Origin of the sequence: Acinetobacter sp. 479375, from assembly GCF_000581715.1 — a bacterium.
Classification (GTDB): domain Bacteria; phylum Pseudomonadota; class Gammaproteobacteria; order Pseudomonadales; family Moraxellaceae; genus Acinetobacter; species Acinetobacter ursingii.
Window position 1 is genome coordinate 180,796 of the sequence record NZ_JEZN01000003.1, and the last position, 20,732, is coordinate 201,527.

21 protein-coding genes are annotated in these 20,732 nt (G+C 36.7%); 7 read left to right on the forward strand and 14 right to left on the reverse strand.

What is annotated here, in order from left to right:
- Positions 1-117 precede the first annotated feature (117 nt).
- The 3 genes from J500_RS04625 (at position 118) to J500_RS04635 (ending at position 1,844) form a co-directional block, all read left to right on the forward strand.
- Complete coding sequence (locus tag J500_RS04625) at positions 118-321, forward strand: hypothetical protein (protein ID WP_034698453.1); 204 nt, start codon at positions 118-120, stop codon at positions 319-321.
- Positions 322-604: 283 nt separating this feature from the next.
- Positions 605-1,201, forward strand: a complete 597-nt coding sequence (locus J500_RS04630) for a uracil-DNA glycosylase family protein (RefSeq protein WP_034698455.1) — start codon at positions 605-607, stop codon at positions 1,199-1,201.
- Between the two features lie 22 nt (positions 1,202-1,223).
- Complete coding sequence (locus tag J500_RS04635) at positions 1,224-1,844, forward strand: class I SAM-dependent methyltransferase (RefSeq protein WP_004997977.1); 621 nt, start codon at positions 1,224-1,226, stop codon at positions 1,842-1,844.
- On the opposite strand, the gene J500_RS04640 is transcribed toward J500_RS04635, so the two are convergent.
- Positions 1,845-3,356, reverse strand: coding sequence for a phospholipase D family protein (locus tag J500_RS04640; RefSeq protein WP_034698507.1), 1,512 nt, complete (start codon positions 3,354-3,356; stop codon positions 1,845-1,847).
- Positions 3,357-3,648: 292 nt separating this feature from the next.
- Here J500_RS04640 and J500_RS04645 point away from each other — a divergent pair, with 292 nt between their 5' ends.
- The gene (locus tag J500_RS04645; protein ID WP_004997971.1) at positions 3,649-3,924 is read left to right on the forward strand and encodes a metal/formaldehyde-sensitive transcriptional repressor; all 276 of its coding nucleotides are present in this window, start codon (positions 3,649-3,651) and stop codon (positions 3,922-3,924) included.
- A 19-nt stretch (positions 3,925-3,943) separates the two neighbouring features.
- A complete protein-coding gene (locus J500_RS04650; RefSeq protein ID WP_004997970.1) occupies positions 3,944-5,053 on the forward strand; it encodes an S-(hydroxymethyl)glutathione dehydrogenase/class III alcohol dehydrogenase in 1,110 nt (369 codons plus the stop codon).
- 62 nt (positions 5,054-5,115) lie between these two features.
- On the opposite strand, the gene J500_RS04655 is transcribed toward J500_RS04650, so the two are convergent.
- Positions 5,116-6,717 (reverse strand): ATP-binding cassette domain-containing protein, encoded by a 1,602-nt coding sequence (locus J500_RS04655; RefSeq protein ID WP_004997965.1) that lies wholly within the window; start codon positions 6,715-6,717, stop codon positions 5,116-5,118.
- Between the two features lie 587 nt (positions 6,718-7,304).
- On the opposite strand from J500_RS04655, the gene J500_RS04660 reads away from it, so the two are divergent.
- Positions 7,305-8,375, forward strand: coding sequence for a 3-deoxy-7-phosphoheptulonate synthase (locus tag J500_RS04660; protein WP_004997964.1), 1,071 nt, complete (start codon positions 7,305-7,307; stop codon positions 8,373-8,375).
- 56 nt (positions 8,376-8,431) lie between these two features.
- Here J500_RS04660 and gcvH read toward each other — a convergent pair whose 3' ends face one another.
- From gcvH to J500_RS04710, 10 genes are all read right to left on the reverse strand, one after another.
- Positions 8,432-8,806 (reverse strand): glycine cleavage system protein GcvH, encoded by a 375-nt coding sequence (gene gcvH / locus J500_RS04665; RefSeq protein WP_034698458.1) that lies wholly within the window; start codon positions 8,804-8,806, stop codon positions 8,432-8,434.
- A 72-nt stretch (positions 8,807-8,878) separates the two neighbouring features.
- The gene (locus tag J500_RS04670; RefSeq protein ID WP_005004432.1) at positions 8,879-9,904 is read right to left on the reverse strand and encodes an AraC family transcriptional regulator; all 1,026 of its coding nucleotides are present in this window, start codon (positions 9,902-9,904) and stop codon (positions 8,879-8,881) included.
- A 105-nt stretch (positions 9,905-10,009) separates the two neighbouring features.
- Positions 10,010-10,450: a MaoC family dehydratase gene (locus J500_RS04675; RefSeq protein WP_005004430.1), complete on the reverse strand. Its 441-nt coding sequence runs from the start codon at positions 10,448-10,450 to the stop codon at positions 10,010-10,012.
- Positions 10,451-10,452: 2 nt separating this feature from the next.
- On the reverse strand, positions 10,453-12,297 hold the full coding sequence (locus tag J500_RS04680; protein ID WP_119686191.1) for an ABC transporter ATP-binding protein: 1,845 nt from the start codon (positions 12,295-12,297) through the stop codon (positions 10,453-10,455).
- A gap of 12 nt (positions 12,298-12,309) precedes the next feature.
- The gene (locus J500_RS04685; protein ID WP_005004418.1) at positions 12,310-13,575 is read right to left on the reverse strand and encodes a mechanosensitive ion channel family protein; all 1,266 of its coding nucleotides are present in this window, start codon (positions 13,573-13,575) and stop codon (positions 12,310-12,312) included.
- Positions 13,576-13,714: 139 nt separating this feature from the next.
- Entirely contained in the window at positions 13,715-14,251 is a 537-nt protein-coding gene (locus tag J500_RS04690; protein WP_005004417.1) for a DUF2058 domain-containing protein, read from the reverse strand.
- Positions 14,252-14,265: 14 nt separating this feature from the next.
- Positions 14,266-14,940 carry a YoaK family protein gene (locus J500_RS04695; RefSeq protein ID WP_004987763.1) on the reverse strand — a complete coding sequence of 225 codons (675 nt, stop codon included), beginning with the start codon at positions 14,938-14,940 and terminating at the stop codon, positions 14,266-14,268.
- A gap of 22 nt (positions 14,941-14,962) precedes the next feature.
- Positions 14,963-16,159 carry a serine/threonine transporter SstT gene (sstT, locus tag J500_RS04700; RefSeq protein WP_004987761.1) on the reverse strand — a complete coding sequence of 399 codons (1,197 nt, stop codon included), beginning with the start codon at positions 16,157-16,159 and terminating at the stop codon, positions 14,963-14,965.
- Positions 16,160-16,300: 141 nt separating this feature from the next.
- Positions 16,301-16,615 carry an ArsR/SmtB family transcription factor gene (locus J500_RS04705; RefSeq protein WP_034698510.1) on the reverse strand — a complete coding sequence of 105 codons (315 nt, stop codon included), beginning with the start codon at positions 16,613-16,615 and terminating at the stop codon, positions 16,301-16,303.
- Between the two features lie 506 nt (positions 16,616-17,121).
- Positions 17,122-17,685, reverse strand: coding sequence for a TetR/AcrR family transcriptional regulator (locus tag J500_RS04710; RefSeq protein ID WP_005004413.1), 564 nt, complete (start codon positions 17,683-17,685; stop codon positions 17,122-17,124).
- A gap of 314 nt (positions 17,686-17,999) precedes the next feature.
- On the opposite strand from J500_RS04710, the gene J500_RS04715 reads away from it, so the two are divergent.
- Entirely contained in the window at positions 18,000-18,857 is an 858-nt protein-coding gene (locus J500_RS04715) for a hypothetical protein (RefSeq protein WP_005004411.1), read from the forward strand.
- Between the two features lie 15 nt (positions 18,858-18,872).
- On the opposite strand, the gene J500_RS04720 is transcribed toward J500_RS04715, so the two are convergent.
- Both J500_RS04720 and J500_RS04725 read right to left on the reverse strand, forming a co-directional pair.
- Positions 18,873-19,568, reverse strand: a complete 696-nt coding sequence (locus J500_RS04720) for a YcbK family protein (protein WP_034698461.1) — start codon at positions 19,566-19,568, stop codon at positions 18,873-18,875.
- A 130-nt stretch (positions 19,569-19,698) separates the two neighbouring features.
- The gene (locus J500_RS04725; RefSeq protein WP_034698464.1) at positions 19,699-20,697 is read right to left on the reverse strand and encodes an NAD(P)H-quinone oxidoreductase; all 999 of its coding nucleotides are present in this window, start codon (positions 20,695-20,697) and stop codon (positions 19,699-19,701) included.
- Positions 20,698-20,732 lie beyond the last annotated feature (35 nt).

The window sequence follows — 20,732 nt, forward strand, 5'->3', positions numbered from 1 at the left end:
TTTGAAAATAAACTTTATATTTTTTAAATTTATTGATTGTATTTCTTGAACAAATAGGATTTTCCACAAATAAAGCCTATAATTTAAACATAATTTTAACCACAAGAGATTTAAAACATGCTTTTAAAATTTGCGACGCGTTTCATGGGGATTTTGGTGGCAGTACTTATCGTATTTGCTCTAGGGATTCACTTTTTATTTCCTGCAAAACTCACAATTGATTTGTGGATCATTGTTGTTCCTTTGATTTTAGGTTTTCCAATTGTCTTCTCGGTTTTACTTGCTAAAGATGACGAGCTAAACCGTGAAACAGTTAACTAAGTTTTACTGTTCTTCTATTAGACTTTTTTCATGATTGTTTAAATCTTCTTTATTTTTCTCGTATAGGGAGCAATAAAATGGATTTATGAAAGAAGTCTATTCTTTGAGTCATTTTAAAAAAGTCCATTTTACGATGGACTTTTTTATATTTTTTATCTTGGGATTATTTTAAAACTTAGTCATTTCAAGGAATAAGTGAAAATTAAATACATTTTAAATTTTACTTTGATTCATCACATAGGCAAAATACTTTGCAAAATTATTAATTTTATAGAAACAGGGTATGAAGCATACTGAGTTCGAAATAGAGTCACATCCACTTCAACCATTTTTACCAAGCAATGCAAAACTACTGATGTTAGGTAGCTTTCCACCTCCAAAAGAACGCTGGAAAATGGATTTTTATTACCCAAATTATCAAAACGACATGTGGCGGATTTTTGGTTATTTGTTCTTCGATGATAAGAACTATTTTTTAGATCTCGAAAATAAAAATTTTAAGCAGCAACAAATCCATGATTTTTTAATTGAAAAGGGGATTGCCATTTTTGATACTGCTGTTCAAGTTCAACGCTTAAAAGGCAATGCTTCTGATAAGTTTTTACAGATTGTGACACCGACCAATTTACAGGATTTACTTGAGCAAATTCCTCTGTGCAATACGCTGATGACAACGGGTGATAAAGCCACGGATACATTGATGCTGTCTTTACCTAAAAATACCGAAAAGCCACAGATAGGGCAATCTACTCAAACTTATTTTGTAGGTCGGTGGCTTGATTTGTATCGTATGCCGTCATCGTCCAGAGCTTATCCTTTAGCGCTCGAAAAAAAAGCAGAAGCTTATCGTGTACTCTTTGAAAATATTGGTTTAATTTAAAGAAAAATCAAAGAGAAAAAATATGAATATCGATGTTCCAAGTCCAATAGATTTAAAAAAATATCAGGACGCAAAACAGTGGGAGTTAACGGCAAATCTTAAGCGACCGTGGCGTTATGATTTTTTTGATTATTATGCACAAAAAATTGCGCAAGGTACTGATGCTCAGTTAAAAGTTTTAGAGCTAGGATCAGGGCCAGGATTTTTAGGTAAGTATTTATTAGAACGTTTACCTAATATTCAATATACAGCCTTTGATTTTTCAGAAGTCATGCATACGCTTGCTTTGCAAAAGCTTAGCCTAAATGAATCTCAACGAGCGACTTACTTATTGGGTGATTTTAAGCAGGCCAACTGGCAAAAGAGTTTAGATCAATTTGACTATATTATTATCCATCAGGCTTTACATGAATTAAGACATAAAAGCCATGCATTAGACTTCCATAAGGCAGTAATTAGTTTACTAAAACCGAAAGCAACTTATTTTGTGTGTGATCACCTATTTGCTGAAGATGCGATGCAAAATAATGAGCTGTATATGTCTAAGACTGAACATTTATCAGTCTTAAAACAGGCAGGATTTATTTCCATTGATATTCAATTAGTCATACAGGGCTTATGCCTATTTGAATGTAAAGTCTAATCACATCATCCATTCGATAGGTAAAAAAGCCACTATTTTCATCATAAATCGCTGAAATTTTGTGGTATTTGGATCATTATTATATATCACTGTTTTTCCATCACTTTTATATTCAATCCAGTTTATATTGCCTTGCTCATTAAGTTTAAGTTCATAAGCAACTTGCGGTAAATATTGATCTAGTGTTTCTGTAATTTCATTTTGTAACTCATCAGACTCTACGACTAAACCGACTTCTGTATTTAAGTGTGCTGATCTTGGATCGAAATTGAATGAACCGATAAAAACTTTTCCATCAATATCGAAAAATTTCGCATGCAAACTAGAACTACTTTTTCCTTTGGCTGGAATGACTCGTCCAGTCAACTTTTCATACCATGTTGGTTTTGTTCGCTCTAATAACGGCTTAAATTCATAAAGTTTCACCCCATTTTCCAAAAGCCTTTTACGATATTGGGCATAGAATGCATGAACAATCGCAACATCATTGGCGGCAAAAGAATTGGTTAAAACTCTTACTTTCATCCCTTGCTGACTTAATTGGGACAGGTATTCAGTTCCTCGATCAGTTGGAACAAAGTAGGCAGAAACAAGTTCCATATGTTGTTTAGGGTAGCCCATTATTTCAATCATCTGATTATAAATAAGCCCTTGATCACTGGCCTGATCTAAAATCTTATCTGGATGATCTGCCACAAAATAGGCTTTTGCCCACTGTACTGGACGTAACTGTAAGGCTTCATTGAGTTCATTTTGTGCTTCGTTGATTCGATTTTCTGTAGGACTGTAACTATTTCCAATATTTTCATAAGTTTGTCTGAGTTCTACAAGCTGTTTGGCTTTTCCTTTTCCAATCAATTGATGTGAAGGAACACTGAGTGAATTATTCCAAAATTCTTTAAAAACGCGCTCAGCCTGATCGGCAGCAGTGCCATAAAATAAAATATCAAGGTCTGTAAACTGAAACTTATAACTGGCATCGAAGTATTCACTACTAATATTTCGACCTCCAGTAACAGCAATCGTATCATCTGCAATAATCAGTTTATTGTGCATACGATGATTGATCTGTTTTAACCTAAACAGGTAATCTAATACTCTAAAATGTCGAAATTGATAAGGATTAAACAGTTTTATTTGAAAATTGGGATGTTGAGATAAAGCTCTTAAGGTTGGATCAAGCTTATTACCATTTTGATCATCAATAATAAGACGGATTTTTACACCACGATCTGCCGCTTTTAATAACTCTTTGAGCATCAACTGACCGACATAATCATTGTTCCAAATATAATATTGTAAATCAATGGTATGTTGAGCTTTTCGAATAAGATGAATACGAGAGGCAATACTGGCAAATGCATCATCCAGAGGAACGAATGCAGTCAATCCTTGTTCAATATTTTCTTTAGCAGATGGGTCATTTAACCAATTACTTGTATTCAAAATATTATTTCCTTGAGAAGCAGAGCTATATTGGGGTAGGAAAGCAGTCATCCATATAAAAAGCATAAAGATCAGACTTCTTTTTATAAGAGGTTCAAAGTCTTGACTCCACATTCTTTGCATCCACCCGATCCTTAAATCATGAGAAAAGTAAAAATTATTTTTAGGCTATTCTTTTGAATTATATCAATTATCTCATATATGAATTGTTGATATTTGGCTAACAAAATATTAATAAAAAAAGATGACTACATGATGTAAGCAAAAAAGTTCTAAATCCTTTTTTGAGTAAAGCATATTATATTCACTTTCATACTATACTGGAGTATAGTATAGAAAGATATAAAAGAGAGTGCTTATGCCTAAGCAAATTGAAGACAAAAAGAAAATTATACTTCGCCTTCGCAAAATTCAGGGTCAAGTTCAGGCCATTGAACGTGCACTCGAAAATGACACTTCATGTAACGCAATTCTTCAACAAATTTGTGCAACACGTGGTGCGATGAATGGTCTAATGAATGAAGTGCTGGAAATCCATCTCAAAGACACTCTAGTTGAAGGAGAGACGACAGAACAACAGCGTTATGAAGAGTTAGCTGAGATTACCAAAATTCTGAAATCTTATTTAAAGTAAATACAAAAGGAGAGAAAGCATGAAATCACGTGCTGCTGTTGCATTTGGTCCAGGTCAACCCTTACAGATTGTAGAAGTGGATGTTGCTCCACCCAAGGCAGGTGAAGTCCTGATCAAAATCAGTCATACAGGAGTTTGTCATACCGATGCATTTACTTTATCGGGTGATGATCCTGAAGGTGTATTTCCTGCCATATTAGGGCATGAAGGTGCTGGTGTTGTGGTTGAAGTCGGTGAGGGCGTTACCAGTGTCAAACCCGGCGATCATGTGATTCCACTTTATACAGCTGAATGCGGCGAGTGTTTATTTTGTAAATCAGGAAAAACGAACCTATGTGTTGCTGTTCGTGCTACACAGGGTAAGGGTGTTATGCCAGATGGTACGACACGTTTTTCTTATAAGGGCGAGCCCATTTATCACTATATGGGATGTTCAACCTTCAGTGAATATACAGTGGTTGCCGAAGTTTCTTTGGCAAAAATTAATCCTGAAGCGAATCATGAACAAGTCTGCTTACTTGGCTGTGGTGTCACTACAGGTATTGGTGCTGTTCATAATACCGCCAAAGTGCAGGAAGGTGACAGCGTTGCAGTCTTTGGTCTAGGTGGTATTGGACTGGCGGTGGTACAAGGTGCACGTCAGGCAAAAGCAGGTCGCATTATCGTAATCGATATGAATCCAGACAAGTTTGAACTGGCGAAACAATTTGGTGCAACAGATTTTCTTAATCCTAAAGATTATGACAAGCCAATTCAGCAAGTGATTGTAGAAATGACAGGTTGGGGAGTCGATCATTCTTTTGAATGTATTGGCAATGTCAATGTGATGCGTTCAGCACTTGAATGTGCGCATCGTGGTTGGGGACAATCTGTGATTATTGGTGTCGCGGGCGCAGGTCAAGAAATCTCAACACGTCCATTTCAGTTAGTCACAGGGCGTAAATGGTTAGGAACAGCTTTTGGTGGTGTAAAAGGTCGTAGCCAATTACCAGGTATGGTTGAAGATGCAATGAAAGGTGAAATTCAGCTTGAACCATTTGTGACCCATACCATGCCTTTAGATGAAATCAACCATGCTTTTGATTTGATGCATGAAGGTAAGTCAATTCGTAGTGTGATTCACTATTAACCAAGCTCGTGTATTTCTAATCTGAACCCAAACACAACCAATACACATAAACAAGAGCGTCGTTACGACGCTCTTCGTTCATTTAAAAGAGCTGCAATCTTGACTTCATGGATGATTCCACATTGTTTTACAAAATAATCGTCGTGAGATACTAATATAATTGCGCCATTAAAACTTTGAATCGCTTTTGCCAGCAGTTCTCTAGAGTCTATATCAAGATGGTTTTCTGGTTCATCCAATAGTAAAAGATCAAATGAATTTAATGGATGAGCCATAGAAATTAAAGCAACTTTTAATTGTTCACCACTACTCAATTCGGCTAATGGCTGTAATACTTTATCTCCACGCAATCGTAATTGACCTAGCAAATTTCTCCAAAACTCTGTTGTTTGATCTGGATTTAAAGCCATTAAATTTTCAAGTGCTGACAGCCGTTGATTTAAAAAGCTAAAGTTTTGATCTAGATACAAGCTACGACTTAAACTTAAAGAATCATTATTTTCATTTGAAGAGTTTCTAGATAAAATTCTAAGAAAAGTAGATTTCCCACTTCCATTTTCACCTACCAAATGAATTTTTTCTTTGGATTGTAAAGAAAAATTGAAGTGAGCATTTTGTAAATAGGGATGAGGCGTGTTCGTTAATCTCAAAATTTCACCTGATTTTTGAACAGCAGATGAAAATTCAAATTGCTGAGGTTTGACAGTTTCTAGTCTCTGCTTTTTATTGCAAAGCGATAGCTGTTCCTGATGTAACTGACGCTGTTGTTGTCGAATAAGTTGCCCCGATTGTTGCGTTGCCTGCTCTCGTTTAAAATCCAAAATCACTTTCGCTTGTGATCCTGTTTTACGCTTTTTGTTCGCGCTAGCCTGTCTTTTCTGATTCTTCATTAAAGTTTGATGTTGTTGTACAACCTGTTGCTTGAGTTGACGCTTTTCTTGCTCAACATCTTGTTCAAGAGCATGACGTTGTAATGCTGATTGTTTCTCATAATGTGTGTAGTTTCCAGAAAAATGGGAAAGACCAAACTCATTAAATTCCAAGATATGCTGCATTTCATCTAATAACAAACGATCATGACTAATAATTAAAGATCCCATTGCATGTGCTTTTAAACATGAAATTAACCATTTTCTACTGACACAATCCAGATGATTGCTGGGCTCATCCAATAAAAGATAATGATCCTTTAAGGCAAATAAGCGACATAGAGCCAGTTTGGTTTTCTGTCCTTCACTCAATAAATGTACAGAAAAGTTAAGATCAAGGGGTAATCCTGCCTGTTCTAATTGCTGTTGCCATTCGTAAGGTAAGTGCCATTTATCTTCGACCAGATCGTAATCCTGAAATGAAGCTGAACTATTTTCGATCCGTTTAAAAGCATCAACTAAATTTTGAATATCCAATACTTGAGCAATGGTATTACCCCTTAGTCGGTTGAATTGAGATAGATATGCGACAGGACATTGCCAATGAATCTGTCCAATAAAGCTGAATTTAGAAACTTGCGCCAAACACTGCATTAAGAGTGATTTACCTTGACCATTACGACCAATGAGACCGGTGCATTGCTGTATGGGAAGATTAAAGTGAAGTTGATCAAAAATATTTTTGGAATGAATGTCTAAGCTAAGCTGCTGAATAATACACGCCTGTTGGGTCATAAGACCTCCTCATACAACAGGATGTACAAAATAGAAAGTAAATAAAAATAGGTAAAACAACAAAGTAGAAGTCTATTTTGTACATCAATTACAAGAAAGTGAAATTGATAAAAATAGGACTTACTTCATTGGCAGAAACTCAATTGAGCAAAAGGGGAATGCTCATCTTAATGCTTTGTATATTTATTCGTCAATAAATAAATTATGAAAAACACTTGTCAATTTCCCAAACACAGAGTATGTTTGGCATCAAGATATGTTTTATTTAACTGAAATAGCAATGTTAAAACAACCTATGATCAACAACGCTTATTATTACTTTTGGCAATTTAAATAGTTGCCTGAACGCATTCGGGCAGCAAAATAGTTGCCCTTCAAGTTAATACCTGATCGGCAACCCCGATCAGGTTTTTTTTATATCTATTTCATACCTTTATTTTGGAGATGTGCCGTGTATAACTTGATGACTTCATATTTTAGCAATGTTTATTGGTTTTACTTTAGTCAAAACCTACAACTGAATAGACCCACATCGCTCAAATAAATGATCGGACTGAAAATAGAGTCAGTCCAAAGGAAATAGTCAAATGAATGCGCTCAATAAAACTTTAATTGCACAAAATACTTCAAAAGAAATCTCGCTTAGCTTGCCATGTGAATTAAAAGCGGCATATCCGCTATCTTCTACTTTTGCCAAACAAATTGCTGAACGTCGTCAAACCATCCAAAATATACTTTCAGGCAAAGATTCACGATTAATGGTGATTGCTGGTCCATGTTCAATTCATGACCCTGTATCTGCATTAGAATACGCAGAAAAATTGATCAAATTACAAGAACAGGTTAAAGATCAAATTTTTCTGGTCATGCGCGCTTATATTGAAAAACCACGCACAACAGTCGGTTGGAAAGGCTTTTTGTATGATCCAAATCTTGATGGATCATCAGATTTGCAATTGGGTTTGGAAAAATCACGCGCTTTATATTTACAGATCATTGAAATGGGTTTACCGATTGCCAGTGAAATTCTAAGCCCTATGGCAACAGCTTATTTTGATGATCTTTTGGCTTGGGGAGCAATTGGTGCGCGTACTAGTGAATCACAGATTCATCGTGAAATTTCTAGTCATATGCCTTTTCCTATCGGCTTCAAAAATGGCACCGATGGTTCAATCCAGATTGCGCTTGATGCGATTCAGTCTGCAGAAAACCAACATCAGTTTTTGGGAATGAATCAGCAGGGTTTACCTGCAATATTACAAAGCAAAGGTAATCCATTGGCACATTTGATTTTACGTGGTGCCAATCATGGTCCAAATTATGATCTCACTTCAATCGAGCGGATTAAAGCCGACTATAGCAGCAAATACCAAGGTGAATTACCTGCACTGGTGATAGATTGTAGCCATGGCAACAGTTCAAAAGATCCGATGAAACAACCTGAAGTATTAAAGCAAATCATTGCAGAGCGCACTGTTAGCAACGTTCGTGGTGTTATGCTAGAGAGTCATTTGGTCGATGGTCAACAAAAAATTTCATGCGATATGACCTATGGCCAGTCTATAACAGATGGTTGCTTGGGTTGGGATAAAACTGAAAATCTATTGTTGGCAGTTGCGATGCAACTTGATGAAATAGAATTAGCACAATCTGCATAATACAAAGCCACTCACTTGTTAAAGGGAGTGGCTTGTTTTTAACGGCTCAGAAATTTTTATAAGCCTGCTTCGTAATCAGTATTTGAAAGCAATTGATCTACATCTGCGATATTGTCTGGTTTAATTTTATAAATCCAGCCTTTACCATAAGGATCATCGTTAATAAAATCAGGATCATCTTCAAGCGATGTATTGATTTCAATCACAGTACCAGAAACAGGTGCATGAATATCTGATGCGGTTTTGACCGATTCGACCACACCCGCTTGAGCACCCGCAGTGAGATGACTTCCAACTTCAGGAACTTCAACATAGACAAGATCACCAAGTGCATCCTGAGCATGATCACTAATCCCAGTGACTACAAGATCACCCTCAATTTTTGCCCATTCATGCGTACTCGCATATTTCAATTCAGAAGGATGATTCATTGCAGCTCCTTAACATCCAAAGTTTGCTTATTTTGAAAGTGGTTATACAGGTTTTTAAATAAAAATAAAAGCTTATAAATAAGGGTCTTTGCGCCAGTTACTAGGGCTACGACCACTCCAGCGTTTAAAAGCACGACTAAAATTGGCAACATCTGAGTAACCTAGTTCATCAGCAATTTGCTCAAGACTATAATCTGTTCTTGAAAGTAGGGAGGTTGCATGGCGATACCGAACTTCATCGACCAAAGTTGAGAAAGAAGTTCCTTCGGCTGCAAGCTGACGTTTTAAAGTCCGATCAGACATATGTAAACGTTCAGCAACGCTTTCAATGCTTAAATAATGCTGTTCAGAATGAGTCAAAATATCGCGGACGCGCATAGCCAAACGACGGCGTTCACCTAAGGCAGATAGTTCAGATTCACATTGATTAATCGCAATCTGACTCGCAATCGGGTCGGCATTCACCATTTTTAATCCCAAATATTGCTTATCAAAACTAGATATGAGATGCGGTTGTTCAAAACGCATATCGATATTCATTTTATTCAAATATTTATCGAAACCTTCAGGTTTTTGAAAATCCAGATCTACTTCACCTGTTAATTCTTCATTACCCGTCAACGCTTTAGCCATGCTCATGATGCCAATGGTCAATGCCAGAATAATTTCAGTTCGCAAGGGTTCAAGATCAAAATCACACTGTAATTGTAATGTTGCTTTGGGCCCAAAAGTAGAGAAGTAAAGCTGTAAAAAGGGCATGCGTAATTGAATAAAACGCGTTGCTAAAGCCAAAGCATCGGTAATGTCATGCGCAGTCATAATGGCATAACCAATAAATCCATGAATGGAAATACGCATCTGATTGCCAAGATGATAACCCAACGTCGTTTCACCTGTTAAACGCAAAGCATGTTTAACCAATTCATTGGCAACATGAATAGGAATCCGATATTCGGGATCGGCCAATTGCTCACTGGTTAAATGAAATGGAGCAAATAGGGTTTGATCGTTATATCCCCAACGCGACACGACATCTAATAGCAATAAGCCATAAACGCCTGGTATTCCTTGTTCTTGACGAGCTGAATTAATTTTCATTCGCTATCCGTGGCTTTACATGTGCTTCGTTTAAACTGTTACATCTTGGCATGAAATTTAAAATAAAAATACTGAAATTGTTGGACAAAATTTCATGCCTATCATTTATACATTTTTCCTAAAAACGACAATTTTGGTGGTCGAGATCAGTAATACGTCACCATTCTGATTCAGTGCTTGTGTGATATAGCTCACAATACCACGATCATTTTTAGTTTTTGAAGGTACAATTGCAGTAATTTCAACTTCAACATGGATTTTATCACCAGGACGTGTAGGGCGTGGCCAACGTAAACTTGATTCTGAGCCAATTAAGCCTCCTTGAATAGAAAAGCATTCTGTCCATAATCGCATGGTGACAGCCGCAGTATGCCAACCACTGGCGGCTAATCCCTGAAATATCGAACTTTTTTCTGCTTCTGCTTCGTCTAGATGAAAAGGTTGGGGATCATATTGACCTGCAAACTGTTTAATTTCTTCAAGCGTCATTTCATATTCACGGCTAATGAAACGATCCCCAACGTTTAAATCTTCCAGATACAGCATTATTATTTGTCCTCAACTTCATGTTGTTCAACTAAAAAACCGCCCGTTTGACGTTTCCATAACTGGGCATATAAACCATTTTGTTCAATCAATTGTTCATGCGTACCTTGTTCCACAATTCGACCTTCATCCAAAACAATTAAGCGATCCATTTGCGCAATGGTGGATAGTCGATGTGCAATGGCAATCACAGTTTTATCTTGCATCAGTGCATCAAGGCTAGACTGAATCGCGGCTTCGACTTCTGAATCCAGCGCACTGGTGGCTTCATCCAAGATTAAAATAGGAGCATCTTTTAAAAATACTCGTGCAATCGCAATACGTTGACGCTGACCACCTGAAAGCTTGACACCGCGTTCGCCTACATAAGCGTCGTAACCTTTACGACCACGCATATCGGTTAATTGTGGGATAAAATCCTCAGCTTGTGCCTTTTTCACAGCTTCATAGATTTCTTGCCATGTCGCATCAGGTTTGCCATATTTAATATTTTCAGCCACGGTACGGTGCAAAAGTGAAGTATCTTGAGTGACCAACGCGATATTGGCTCTTAAGCTATCTTGGGTTACATCTTCAATGTTTTGTCCATCAATCAAAATACGACCTTGGTTGAGGGTATAAAAATGTAAAAGCAATTGAATGAGTGTTGATTTTCCTGCACCTGAACGACCTACGACACCAATTTTTTCACCTGGACGGATATTAAGATTAAAATGATCGATGACGTTCTTTTTATTGTAGGCAAAACAGACATCCTCAAATTTAATATTGCCTTGGCTCACGATTAAAGGTTTGGCATCTGGTTTATCTTGAATATTCACTGGCTTGCCAAGCGTTTGCATCCCGTCTTGGATGGTACCGACATTTTCAAATAGCATGGATGTTTGCCACATCATAAATTCTGACATGCTATTGAGCTTTAAAATCATGGCAGTGGTAGCGGCAATAACCCCCAAACCCGCCTGACCATTGAGCCATAACCATACAGCAGTTCCAATCACGCCAATAAATAATACTGCGCTTAATAGGGTGGTAATGACTTCAAATAAAGTACCTAAACGCATTTGGCGAAATACAGTTTCCATGAATTCAATCATGGATTCTTTGGCATATTGACTTTCACGACCTGCATGTGCAAAGAGTTTTACGGTTTGAATATTGGTATAAGCATCGGTGACTCGTCCTGTCATTACCGCACGTGCGTCGGCTTGTTCTTCTGAAACCTTGCTCAGACGAGGAACAAAAAGCCATGTACTTAAAATAAATAAGCCGAGCCATATCGATAATGGAATCAGTAAAATCGGCGAAACTGCACCCAGTACTGCACTTATGGTGATAAAATAGACAATAACATAAACCAATATATCGCCTAAAATCATCCAGAACTCACGTACAGCCAGAGCAGTTTGCATGACTTTGGAAGATAAACGTCCTGCAAAGTCGTTATGAAAAAAATCAAGCCCTTGTTGTAATAACAAGTTATGAAAACGCCAGCGTAATCGCATCGGAAAACTGCTAAATAAAATTTGATGTTTTACGATGGACTGCAAACAAACAAATAAAATATTGGCAAAAAGAATAAGCGTTAAAATAATCAGATGTTGCGTATGATTTTCTAGAAAATTACTAGGTTGACTTTGGCTAAGCCAATCGACCAAATGACCAATTTGTGAAAACAGTAAAGCTTCAAAACTGGCTGCGCCTGCTGCACACAAAATCAATAAAATCAGGAAAGGACGAACACCTTTGGTCGACTGCCATACAAATGCAAAAAAGGAAGTAGGCAATGGCTCGTTTAAATTTGTTTCAGGATAGGGATTAACCAGTTTTTCGAACCATTGCAGCAGCATAATAGTCTCTTAATTTTTTTGCGTAAAATTCTCAACGATTATACCCGATGATAAAGATTTCACATCAGTACCTGATGGTGCTTGATAAATTCTTAATCCAAATTCTGGAATAATTGCGAGTAAATGATCAAAGATATCTGATTGTATCGCTTCATAGGCAGTCCATACAGTGGTATTTGTGAATGCATAGATTTCAAGTGGCAAACCATCACTGGTCGGCTGTAATTGACGTACCATCAAGGACTGATTTTGCGCAATTCCAGAATGTTGTTTTAAATAAAACTCAATATAGGCGCGAAATGTACCAAGGTTGGTCAAACGACGCTGGTTATACACGGTCTGATTGCTCAACTGATGATTAAAATTTTCCAGTTCAGATTGCTTGGTATCTAAGTATTGATCTAGTAATAAAAAATTCTTTAACTTCTCTTGTTCGTGTTCAGTCATAAAATGAACACTGCTTTGATCAATAAATAATGCTCGCTTAATGCGTCGAGCACCCGCTTCACTCATACCACGCCAGTTTATAAAGGTATCTGTAACTAGCTTATTGGTTGGAATGGTAGTGTACGTTTTGTCAAAATTCTGTACGGTCACCGTATGTAATGACATATCAATGACATCGCCATCCGCATTGAGTGATGGCATTGAAATCCAGTCGCCAATACGTACCATATCGTAGGATGAAATCTGAACACTGGCGACCAATGAAAGAATGGTATTTTGAAAGACCAACATCAAGATGGTTGCCATTGCACCAAAACCCGCGAGCAAGGTAAATACATCTTTTTTGAGGAATGTACCTAAAACCATCAAAGCGCAGACGATGAAAATCATCAACTTAACCAGCTGTAAATAACCTTTAATGGGTTTATTTTTAGCGTTGGGGTTGCGTTGATAAACCAGATTAAAGATGTTCAGCATTTCGCTGATCGCAAGGGCAATGGTTAAAAAGATAAAGGCTTGCGATGCCATCTGTACAAAAATAATTATTTTTTCAGATAGATGGGGAACAGTGGTAATGCCATTCATAATGACAATCGCAGGAACAATATTGGCAATACGACGAATCACACTATGCTGTGCAAAAATGGACTGGTTTGCGGATTTAATTTTGCTGATGAGTTTGCGAATACCACGAACAACCACTTGTTTCGCAACAAAATTAGCAATTACCGCTAAAAAAATAAGGATACCGAGTGACGTCAACATCTCAAGCCATGGATATTGATCAATCCAGTTTTCGACATCACGGAAAAGCTTTAAGAAATCCAAACCTTTACACCTTTGTACAAATAAATAATTGTGTAGAGTGTAAAGGCTTGGCTTTGTAACATTGTATAAAGATACTTTTTTTATACGATTTAAATCAGACTTTTTACAATAATAAAATCAAATATTTAACTCAGGAGAATTACCACATTAAATCGTCTGGAATAACATAAGCCGCGTATGGATCTTCCTCATCGGTGGTCTTCTCATTGTTTTGAGCATGATTGACCAGAATGAATCCTTCCATCTTCTGGTTAATTTTATCAGCCAGTGCTTTAGGCAAATAGGCGTAGCTTTCCTGATCCTTTGCAATCACTAAACTACCAGACACTAAGGCATTATAAATAGTCTGAGAGATATAGACCTTTTTGACTTTGTTGTCGTCAATAAACTGGTAGGCGATATCACCTTCAAATTCTTTGATTTTATGCTGAGAAATCATCTGAATAATAGCTGCTTTTAATGCTTTTTCTTCTAACAGACGCTGTTTTTCCTGATTGAGTGCTTGATCCTTTTCAAGCTTGTCGAGTTTATTCTTTTCAATATTCGCTTTCAACTCGGCTTCATTACTTTGACCCGTGCGATGTTCATGTTGAGTTTGTTTATTCAACTTTTTTGCTTTTTTATTATCGACTAAACCTGCTTTAAGCAGTTGTGCCTGTAGTGCATTTTTAACCATAACTATTTCCAAAACTATTGATGCAAAGAAGAATGACGAAGATAAATGAACCAGTAAGCGATACTGAGAATCAAACTTAAAGTTGCAGGAACTAAAAAGGCCTGAATAGAGAGCAGCGGATGGATCAGCGCGGCAGCGACACCACCCAAAAAGAATCCGATTAAAATCAGCAAATGCAAAGTAATACGGCGTTTATCTAGCGGTAAACCTCGTGCCTTATAACCAAGAGCCAAACCAATATCGGTGAGAACTCCCGATAAATGTGTGGTACGAATAATTGTACCTTTGTAATGACTCACCATCGCATTTTGTATTCCCATGGCTGCACATGCCCAAAGTAGCCCATAACGAGGGAAATATGGAAGTAGCAACCACGAAATAAAAATAAATAAAGCCACCAGACTTAGTGGAATACCATAGCGACGACCTAACTGGAACTGGCTATTTCCAAGTATAAAGCCACTATAAAATGAACCAAGTACGAAGCAAACAATAACAAAAACCAGATAAATAATATTATGGACTTTCCAGTCTACCAAATCCATTGCCAACATACTGACATTGCCGGTCATGTGAGAAATGGATTGATGCAACACCGTAATCAATGACAAGACGTTAATCATTCCAGCATTCATCGCGAGTAAAAATGCTGCAAATTGAACCCAATTTGGTAAACTTTGAAAAGGCATAAGACCTCAACCTGAACGATAGTTATTTTTTTGATGCAATATCAACCGCTGCTGTAAATATCACATCTGTTGATGAATTCAGTGCAGTTTCGCTTGAATCCTGTAATACACTAATCACCATGCCAATCGCAACGACTTGCATAGCGACATCAGAAGGAATACCGAATAAACCACAGGCTACTGGAATTAATAATAATGAACCGCCAGCAACACCTGAAGCACCGCATGCTGATACTGTAGCAACAATAGATAGAATAATCATAGTAAGAATATCAACATGAATACCTAAAGTATGCACGGCTGCCAGCGTTAATACCGTAATTGTCACTGCCGCTCCGGCCATATTAATCGTGGCACCAAGCGGGATAGCAACGCTAGCGGTTGCCTCATTTACCCCTAAACGTTTGGCCAAATCTAGATTGACTGGAATATTGGCTGCTGAGCTTCGAGTGAAAAATGCAGTGATGCCACTTTCTCTTAAACATTTCAGCACGAGAGGGTATGGATTTGAACGAATCACGATTGCCACTAAAATTGGGTTAATGACCAAAGCGACAAAAACCATAGTGCCTAATAAAACCGCAATTAACTGAGCATAATTTTTTAAAGTTGCCAAACCTGCATCGGCAAATGTCACTGCAACAAGACCAAAAATACCCAACGGCGCAAAACTAATCACCACTTGAATAATTTGATTCACCGCTAGCGATATATCTGTCAAAACTTGTTTAGTTGTATCTGAACTATGTCGTAAAGCAATACCCAAGCCAACAGCCCAACCTAAGATGCCAATAAAGTTTGCTTCAGCAATCGCTTGCACGGGATTTGCTACAAAACTCAGCAGTAGATTTTTTAAAATCTCACTCAGGCTACTTGCAGGCTGTAGCTCGGTTTGAGCATCAGCATTGAGATACAAAAAACTTGGGAAAAAATGACTGGCCACAATGGCACATAAGGCAGCTAAAATCATGCCAACAGCGTATAAAATTAGTATAGGTCTTAGATTGGCATTATGACCCACTTTAAAATTGGCAATAGAGCTCATGACCAACACAAAAACTAAAATGGGAGCAACCGACTTTAATGCTTTAATAAATAACTCGCCAAGTAAACTTAAATAAGGCGTAAAACTTGGAAAAAATACAGCTACAAAAAAACCTAAAATAATGGCAATCAATATCTTAGTAACAAGACTCAGACGAGAAAAAATCGATAACATAAACAAGCCTTAGCGACATACAGCTAAATCAGCAAAAAAAGTATTTTATACAGAATGATCTTGAAGCTTAAGTTTTTTTTAAAAGAGTTCAAAAAAATACTGAATTTAAAAAAAGTAAGATGCTGATATCCAATAAAAAATCTAAATCATTACGGGGCAATAAAGACGATAAAGTGTACCCAAAACTTCAACCATTTTTTGGTCTTTGATTGAGTAAAAAATCTGCTTACCTGCACGACGCGTATCGACCACTTCACTTTTACGTAACATCATTAACTGTTGCGAAAGTGTGGGTTGAGTAATGTGGGTTCGTTCTTCAATCTGAGATACGTTGAGTTCTTCTTGTGCAAGATGGCACAAAATAAGTAAGCGGTCTGTATTCGCCAGAGACTTTAAAATAGTCACAACCTTATCGGCTGAATTTCTCATCTGCTCGATTTGGAACTCTTTTTGCATCATTTTACCCTCAATTTTACCGCGGGCATCAGTATAGAACGAATACATCCAAATGACGTGAAATAAAATCTTAACATAATTAATTTTACAGGAATTTTATAAAAATAATAACGCTACAAAATCATAATTAGAGCAAATTATGAGTGAATGTAGAAAATCTAAAAAGATGTCACTTGAAAAAAAAGTTGTGCTTTTCTAGAACTTATTTATAATAAGAAGCATTCATACAGACCTGTATGTATAACTTTATAATAATTTTAGATTGTTAAGTTTGATAAAACAAAGAGAGGGTACAAGCATGAAAATCAACATCATTATGTTTTCTAAGATTAGTACATAAATCTCCACGTATATGTACTAATAAATAAGAAGGCATAATTTAATTATGCACATTCAACTTTTTAAATAAATTTATTTTATTGATAAAGTTGCTTAGGTTTCAGACGCAAGCGTGAAATAAAACAATGATAAAAATAAAATAAGAATATCACTCACGCTTTATTTCTTTACATCTGTCTTTCAAATTCAATCAAACGTTCAACGCGCGCCCAATACTCATCAATATCAACTGAATCTTTATCAATTTGCGCTTGCATGGTCATCCCATCCAAAATACTCACCAATAGATTGGCAAGAGAGGCGGTTTTTTTTATTTGAAGATGCTGCAATAAGTCAAGAATTGTACTGGTCAACCATTCTTTATATTCAAGTGCTGGACGAATGGTGGAAGGATAGATTTTAAAGACTTCTTCGACTGCTTTTTGAAACATACAGCCATTAAAATCATCAGTATGAAACCATGCCGAATACCAAAAATAAATCGCTTTAATTCGACCTAGAAAGTCATTTTCATCGCATGCGTCTAATGACGCAGTTAGAGATTCTTGTAAATTCATATTACGTTGATCTAAACATTCTTCGATCAGTCTGGCTTTTGAAGGAAAGTATTTATAAAAAGTCATTTTAGCAACACCTGACTCTTGAATAATACGATCTACACCAACTGAGTTATAGCTATTGGCGTTAAAAAGACGTAAGGCGGTATGAATAATGTCATCTTTTTTCGACATATTTTTGGATTCCTGCTAAATACATCATCATTTGGCGTACAGCGGCGATAATTAGATAATTTAGTAAATAATTTCTACAGTATAACATTTAAGTTAAAGCTTAAATGAAAATGTGATAAAAATTTAACCACTTAGCGTAGTTTTGTCACGTTTATAAGATAATACAAACGATCAGTTCAAATAGCCGATTTTATTTCGAGTGATTTTCCATAACTTATTTATTTTTAAAATTTTTTATCGTGCATCGAGTTTGACTATAGATCAGTTATTTGTTTTTTTATATACTGAATACTCTGTATATGAAGCATAAATCCATGATTCAGAATCTTTCATTTACGCAATCTGAACACTCACGTACTGAAGCAATTGCTTTTATTCAAAATGCGATACCAGTTGATATATGGACATCCAATACAGAGTTAGTGAAACAGTTCAGAGTAGAGATTGATCAGCATGCTTTATTTGAGCACGACATTTTAAAAAATCTGAAAGCACAACAGTTAGATCTACAACAGTTAAAAATAATACATATCAATTATTTAAATTGTATCGTAAAAATTTTTACCGATGCCTTGAGTATGCTGATTTTTCAAGCACAACAGTTGGAAAATAATTCAAATATTTATACTCAAAATCGAATTTTATCCAAAATTTATGCACGTTATTTGCTTTCCCTTAATTTACTGGATGAATTAGGATTTGATACTGCGCAGCTTGAGCAAAGTTCTGCTGCGAAGTCTCATCTTGCTTATTATTTAAAGATTTTGGAAACCTTTGGTGCAGATCCTCTTTCTCAAAACAATATCGAATCTGAAGCTTTAGAGGTTCAGAGTTTTATTCGTGAACACTATGACAATTACTTAGCATTATTAGTTATTTTGTCTATTACTGAAAAACAGGTCATTATTTTTAGTGAAGCCTTACATATTAATCTGAAAAAATTTGGTGAAATGTTTGATCAGGGCTATTACGCATGTCACGGTTTTGCCAATGATCAGGATAATCTAGCCAATGATGATAACCATGCAAATGATCTTTGGTCACTGTTCATTCAGGCGATTCACCCCGAAAATGAATCAGAGCTACGTGACATTGCCCAGCGTTATTTAGCACTTTGGCAAGCTTTCTGGACAAAAATGTATCAAATCACTCGAACTCCAGTAAAAATATAACGGCACAACTTTTTCTTAAGGGATGATCTCTGCGCAGATCGAACTGTGCCAACTTAAATCAGGTCCCCAAGTCCGAAAGCCTTTGGTATCGATATGAATTCGACCTGTACTGTAAACGCCTAAACCCATATTATATTTTTGTCCTTCAGTTTGCCAAAATTTGCACAGTTTTAGCTTACTATTTGCGATGGCGATGCGATCATTTGCATTGGGGAATTCTGGACCTATGCGAAAGTCAACTGCTGCATTTTGCATATGACTCGATGACTTCGCTCCATTTACACAGCTATTTAGAGTAGGAGATCGGTAGCTTGAGGTCAGTTCGAAATCATCCAATACGCCATTTTTGACTAAATGCGATAACAAATTTAGAGTTGGAACAATATTCGGCCATACATTCGGTTCTGGCACATCGTATTCATCATAATGGCATTCTTGCCAACCCCGCGCCGAACGGAAAAACTCAAAATCTGGAGCAACGAGTTGCACACCTTGTTGCTGTAAATAGTATTTATAACTTTTCACTCGATCGGCATTGCGCGGATGTGCAATCCAGACAAAATAAGAAACAGGCGTATGTTTATGTAATTTTTTAATTTCTGGAGTTTTAGCAATATTTTTAGGAAATGAGGTTCTTTGCGGGGATTGGCTACATGCGGTTAATCCTAAGATAAAAAGACTTGTACTCAATAAATATTTGACAGAAATCATGTAGGCATCTTAAATCTTGAATATTGTTATAATATAACACTTATTCATTTGTAGAGAAAATTTTCCTTTGCACTTGGTTCAGAATTTTATTTGAATAAAAGGGAGGTTGTGTTCCTCCCAAAATTATAAACTAGTTTAGTTCCAAGACAATTTTACCAATATGCTCACTTTGCTCCATTGTTGTATGTGCTTTCGCCACATCTTCAAATGCAAAGGTTTTATAAATAATAGGAAGGCTTTTACCTTGTTCTAATAATGGCCAAACCGTTTGCTTTAATGATTGAGTAATCTCAGCTTTTTCTTGATCAGTTCGCGCGCGCATGGTTGAACCTGTGACTTTGGCACGTTTTAAAATGAGTTGTTGTAAGTCAAACTCTTTTGCAATACGTCCCCCCATAAAACCCAGAATAACCAAACGTCCATCTCGTTTAAGCAGATTCATATTTTGGGTAAAGTATTTCGCACCCACAATATCCAAAATAACATCAACACCTTTTTGCTCTGTTTTTTCTAAGACAACTTTTTCAAAATCATCTTTTTTATAGTTGATTGCTGTACTTATCTCGCTAAGTTCATCAACTTTCGCATCAGTTCCTACTGTACAAAAAGTCTGAATACCCAACGCATGGCAAATGGAGAGAGCGGTTGTTCCGATCCCGCTTGCACCCCCGTGAATCAAGGCAGTTTCTCCAACTTTGAGTTGACCAATATCAAACAGATTTGCCCACACTGTGTAATAGGTTTCAGGAATTGCTGCTGCTTGAACAAAATTTAAATTTTCTGGAATAATTAGCGTTTGAGTTGCAGGTACGATGCAATATTCTGCATAACCACCACCATTGGTGAGCGCACAAACTCGATCACCAATTTTAAAATCTCGAACATTCTCACCAATCGCTGCCACAATCCCTGCAACTTCAAGTCCTGGAATCAGGGTAACTCCTTTAGGCATAGGATAGAGTCCTTTACGCTGCAATACATCAGGACGATTGATTCCAGCAGCTTTGACCTGAATCAAAATTTCATTGGATTTCGGTTGAGGAATCTCAGCTTCAACAATTTTTAAAACTTCAGGTTCACCCGGTTGTGAGATTTCAATATGTCGCATAGTGTTTGGCAGGGTGGTCATGGATAACTCCTTTATAATCTGAAAACTTATTAAAT